Source organism: Streptomyces albireticuli (assembly GCF_021228125.1).
In the GTDB taxonomy this organism is placed as follows: Bacteria; Actinomycetota; Actinomycetes; order Streptomycetales; family Streptomycetaceae; genus Streptomyces; species Streptomyces albireticuli.
Genome location: NZ_JAJQQS010000055.1, coordinates 1 through 4368 on the forward strand (window position 1 = coordinate 1; position 4368 = coordinate 4368).

The following is a 4368-nucleotide window of genomic DNA, read 5'->3' on the forward strand; positions in this document are numbered from 1 at the left end:
GCCTTTCAGCGCCGATGGTACTGCATGGGGGACCGTGTGGGAGAGTAGGACGCCGCCGAACAATTTTTAGCCTCAGGCCCCGAGTTTTCACTCGGGGCCTGAGGCATTTTTGCGTTCAGAAACTTTTTCTTACGCGTACGTGCCCAGCCGAAGGGCGCTCAGGAATTCCTGAGCGCCCCCGGTAGTGCGTGCTGGTTCAGGGCCCGACCGGTGGTCCCGTCGCCACCGCGCCCCGCGGCGCGGCGTTGCGCTCCGCCCAGGCGGACAGTGCCGACCTGCACGCGTGATCCATATGGCGCAGCCCGCTCAGGTCGAGCTCGACGCCGTGCCCCGGGCGCGGCAGTGCCTCCAGCTCGTCCAGCAGCTTCGGCAGGCGCAGGAAGTTCGCGTTCCCGAGCACCCGGGCGCGGACGACGCCGTCCTTGGCCCCGACCGTCTCCACATGGACGTGCGAGGTCTCCCACGCCGCCTTGGCGATCGCCATGAGGAGACCGACGAGGACGCCCTCGAAGAGGTTCGTCGTGACGATGGCCCCCGTGGTGACCACCAGCACGACCGCCTCGCCCCGGTGCTCGCGCCACAGCCGGGCGAGGTCGCGGCCGGGGACCAGCTTCCAGCCGGCGTGGATCAGCACACCCGCGAGCGCCGCCACCGGGATGACCTCCAGTGCCCAGGGCAGGACGGCGGCGAAGACTAGCAGCCACAGCCCGTGGAGGACGCGCGAGGCCTTCGTGCGCCCGCCCGCGTTCACATTGGCCGCGCTACGGACGATCACCGCCGTCAGCGGCAGCGCGCCGAGCGCCCCGCACACCGTGTTGCCCGCGCCCTGCGCGATCAGCTCCTTGTCGTAATCCGTGCGCGGCCCGTCGTGCAGCCGGTCCACGGCCGCGGCGCTGAAGAGCGACTCCGCCGAAGCGATCAGCGCGAAGGCCAGCACGGTGCCCAGCACGCCCATCTCGGTGAGCCGGGCCAAGTCCCGGGAGCCGGGCGGCTGCACGGCGTCGAGCAGGCCGCTCACCTGGATCCGCGCCACGGGAAGCGACAGGCCGGCCACCGCGGTCGTCGCCAGCGCGACCGCGGCCAGCGGACCGGGGAGGATCCGGGCCCCGCGCCGCCAGCGGGGCCACAGGACCAGGACCGCCATCGTGCCGACCCCGACCGCGACGGCACACATCGCGTCCGCCGAGCCCAGGGTGTCGACGAGCAGCCCGGGAAGGCCGCCCAGGTTTGCCAGACCACCGCCGGGAGGGGCGGCGTCGGCGAGGGCGTAGAGCTGGCCGGCCATGAGGACGAGGCCGATGCCCGCCAGCATCCCCTGGACCACGGCCACGGAGATCGCCCGGAACCATCGCCCCAGGCGCAGCACCCCCATGGCGATCTGGAGCAGGCCGGCTGCGAGCACCAGGGCGCCGAGCGCCCCGAGCCCGTACTCCCGCACGGCTTCGAAGACGAGGACGGTCAGTCCCGCGGCGGGGCCGCTGACCTGGAGGCTGCTGCCCGGCAGGAGACCGGTGAGGAGGCCGCCGACCACGCCGGTGACGAGCCCCAGCTCGACCGGCACCCCGGAGGCGACGGCGATGCCCACGGACAGCGGGACCGCGACCAGGAAGACGACGAGCGAGGCGGTGAAGTCGGCCCGGAGGTCCGCTTTGCGCTCAAGGCTCGTCCGGGGACGGGCATGGGGATGGTTTGACCGGAGCTTGGCCCGGGAGAACACATTCCGGGCATGGCTGAAGGGTATTTTCTCCATGAGCTTGCCTCCAGTGCGCGGCGGCGCGCACAGCGATGCGGTTCGTTGCCTGTCGAAGGGGGAGTACGGGCAGCGGGAAGACGTCGTCGTGGGGAGCGGCGGACGGCAAAGGGTGACGGAGCGTGCCGTGGACACCCGCGGTCATTCTGTCCAAGTGGCGCCGTAGGTTGAGCAGTTGGCGTGTTACTACGGTGTAAACGCGGGGTCGGGCGGCCGGAATCGGACGCTCGGTTCACTCCGGCGTATGCCTGTGTGGTCTTACGTTCGCCTCGCGCCGGAGCATGGCGCACGCGCCGGGTGCGAAAATGGCGTGGCACGCCCCTGGAACCCAGCGCAGCGAAGAGGTGAGCGAGCTCCGTGGCTCAGAAAGTCGCCGTCCTCGGCACAGGAAAGATCGGCGAGGCACTCCTCAGCGGGATGATCCGAGCAGGCTGGTCGACCGACGACCTGCTGGTCACCGCCCGCCGCCCGGAGCGCGCGGAGGACCTGCGCGCCCGCTACGGCGTCGACGCCGTAGGCAACCTGGAGGCGGCGAAGGCCGCCGACACCCTCATCCTCGCCGTGAAGCCGCAGGACATGGCCGCGCTGCTGGACGAGCTCGCCCCGCACCTGTCCGCGGACCGGCTGGTCATCAGCGCTGCGGCCGGCATCCCCACGGCCTTCCTGGAAGAGAAGCTCCCGGCCGGCACCGCGGTCGTAAGGGTCATGCCGAACACTCCCGTGCTGGTGGACGAGGGCATGTCCGTCATCTCCGCGGGGACGCACGCGGCGGAGGAGCACCTGCTCCGCACCGAGGCGATCTTCAAGCCGGTCGGCAAGACGCTGCGCGTACCCGAGTCCCAGCAGGACGCCGCCACCGCCCTCTCCGGCTCCGGGCCCGCGTACTTCTACTTCCTCGTCGAGGCGATGACCGACGCCGGCATCCTGCTCGGTCTGCCGCGCGACAAGGCACACGACCTGATCGTCCAGGCGGCCATCGGCGCGGCCGTCATGCTGCGCGACAGCGGTGAGCACCCGGTGAAGCTCCGCGAGGCGGTGACCTCCCCGGCGGGTACGACCATCAGCGCGATCCGCGAGCTGGAGCGGCACGGCGTACGGGCCGCGCTGATCGCCGCGCTCGAGGCCGCCCGCGACCGCAGCCGCGAACTGGCTTCCGGGCAGGCTTGAGTCTTACGGCGGCTCCGGGACCGGTGGGCCTCAGGCGCCACCGGCCCCGGGACTCCCCCGAGGAGCGCCGGCGGACCTTCAGGCGGGCGGCAGCAGGCCGATCGCCGCGTACGCCGCGTCGACCGTCGGCCGGGCCAGCTCCCGCGCCCGCACGGCACCCTCGCGCAGCACCGCGTCCACATAGCCCGGGTCCGCGCACAGCTCCGCGTGCCGCTCCCGCACCGGCCGCAGCAGCTCCAGCACGGCCTCCGCGGTGTCACGCTTCAGCGCCCCGTAGGACGCGTACGTCCCGGCGAGCTCGGCGGGGGTCCCGCCCGTGCAGGAGGCGAGGATCTCCAGCAGGTTGGCCACGCCGGGCTGGGCCTCACGGTCGTATACGACCTCGCTGCCGCTGTCGGTCACCGCACGCATGATCTTCTTCCGCGCGACGTCCGGCTCGTCGAGGAGGTAGACGATCCCGGCCGTCTCCGCGTGCGACTTCCCCATCTTCGACGTCGGGTCCTGGAGGTCCATGATCCGGGCCGCGACGGAGGGGACGACGGCCTTCGGCACGGTGAAGGTGTGCCCGTACCGCTGGTTGAAGCGGACGGCCAGGTCGCGGGTGAGCTCGACGTGCTGCGCCTGGTCGTCGCCGACCGGGACCTCGTCGGCCGAATAGGCGAGGATGTCCGCCGCCATCAGGACCGGATAGGTCAGCAGGGAGAGCCGCACCCCGCCGCCCGCGGCCCGCTCCCGCGCGGACTTCTCCTTGTACTGGATCATCCGCCGCATCTCGCCGTCGGACGCCGTGCACTCCAGGAGGTAGGAGAGCCGGGTGTGCTCGTCGACATGGCTCTGTACGAACACGGTGCAGCGGGCCGGCTCCAGGCCGGCGGCGAGCAGGAGCGTCGCCGCCTGCCTGCTGAGCCTTCGGACCCGGGCCGGATCGTGGTCCACGGTGAGGGCGTGCAGGTCGACGACGCAGAACAGCGCGTCGGCCTTGTGCTGGTCCACCTCGACCCACTGCCGGACGGCGCCCAGGTAGTTGCCCAAGGTCAGATGGCCGGTGGGCTTGATGCCGCTGAAGATCCGTGTCATCGGTTCCTGCCTCCTTGAAGAGGGCCCACCGCCACAGACAGCAAGACGGCCGCCGAGGCGGCGGCCGTTGGTTGCATGCGCAGAGTCGGGCCGCCGTCAGGCGGCCCACCACTCCTGGGTGCAGCTGCACGCATGCTGAGTCATGATCCGACCGTACGCCCCTGAAACCTGGTTGCGCCACGGGTTTGATGCGTCCTACGGGCTCGTGTAGAGTTCTTCGAGTTGCCACGGAGTCCCCAGGGATGACGAGGCGGCCACTCACGCCACATCCGGTGGCACTCTCTACTGCACGGCCCTTGAACGGGATGGATTTCGGCGTGTCCGGAATTCGGATCGGACTCCGATTAGGAGTCGCGGGGGAAATCCGCTAAAGT

At 71.0% G+C, this 4368-nt stretch carries 3 protein-coding genes; 1 reads left to right on the top strand and 2 read right to left on the bottom strand.

The features are described from left to right. Positions 1–196 precede the first annotated feature (196 nt). The gene (locus tag LUZ64_RS36340) at positions 197–1750 is read right to left on the bottom strand and encodes a SulP family inorganic anion transporter (RefSeq protein WP_095580117.1); all 1554 of its coding nucleotides are present in this window, start codon (positions 1748–1750) and stop codon (positions 197–199) included. Positions 1751–2107: 357 nt separating this feature from the next. Between LUZ64_RS36340 and proC the strand changes: the two genes are divergently transcribed. Continuing rightward, positions 2108–2917, top strand: coding sequence for a pyrroline-5-carboxylate reductase (gene proC, locus LUZ64_RS36345; protein WP_095580119.1), 810 nt, complete (start codon positions 2108–2110; stop codon positions 2915–2917). Between the two features lie 78 nt (positions 2918–2995). Here the strand turns inward: proC and trpS are convergent, their stop codons facing one another. Beyond that, a complete protein-coding gene (gene trpS, locus LUZ64_RS36350) occupies positions 2996–3994 on the bottom strand; it encodes a tryptophan--tRNA ligase (protein ID WP_095580120.1) in 999 nt (332 codons plus the stop codon). Between the last annotated feature and the right edge of the window lie 374 nt (positions 3995–4368).

Coding starts and splice junctions, on each gene's coding strand:
- trpS (WP_095580120.1), bottom strand. CDS start 3,994: ATGACACGGATCTTCAGCGGCATCAAGCCCACCGGCCATCTGACCTTG.
- LUZ64_RS36340 (WP_095580117.1), bottom strand. CDS start 1,750: ATGGAGAAAATACCCTTCAGCCATGCCCGGAATGTGTTCTCCCGGGCC.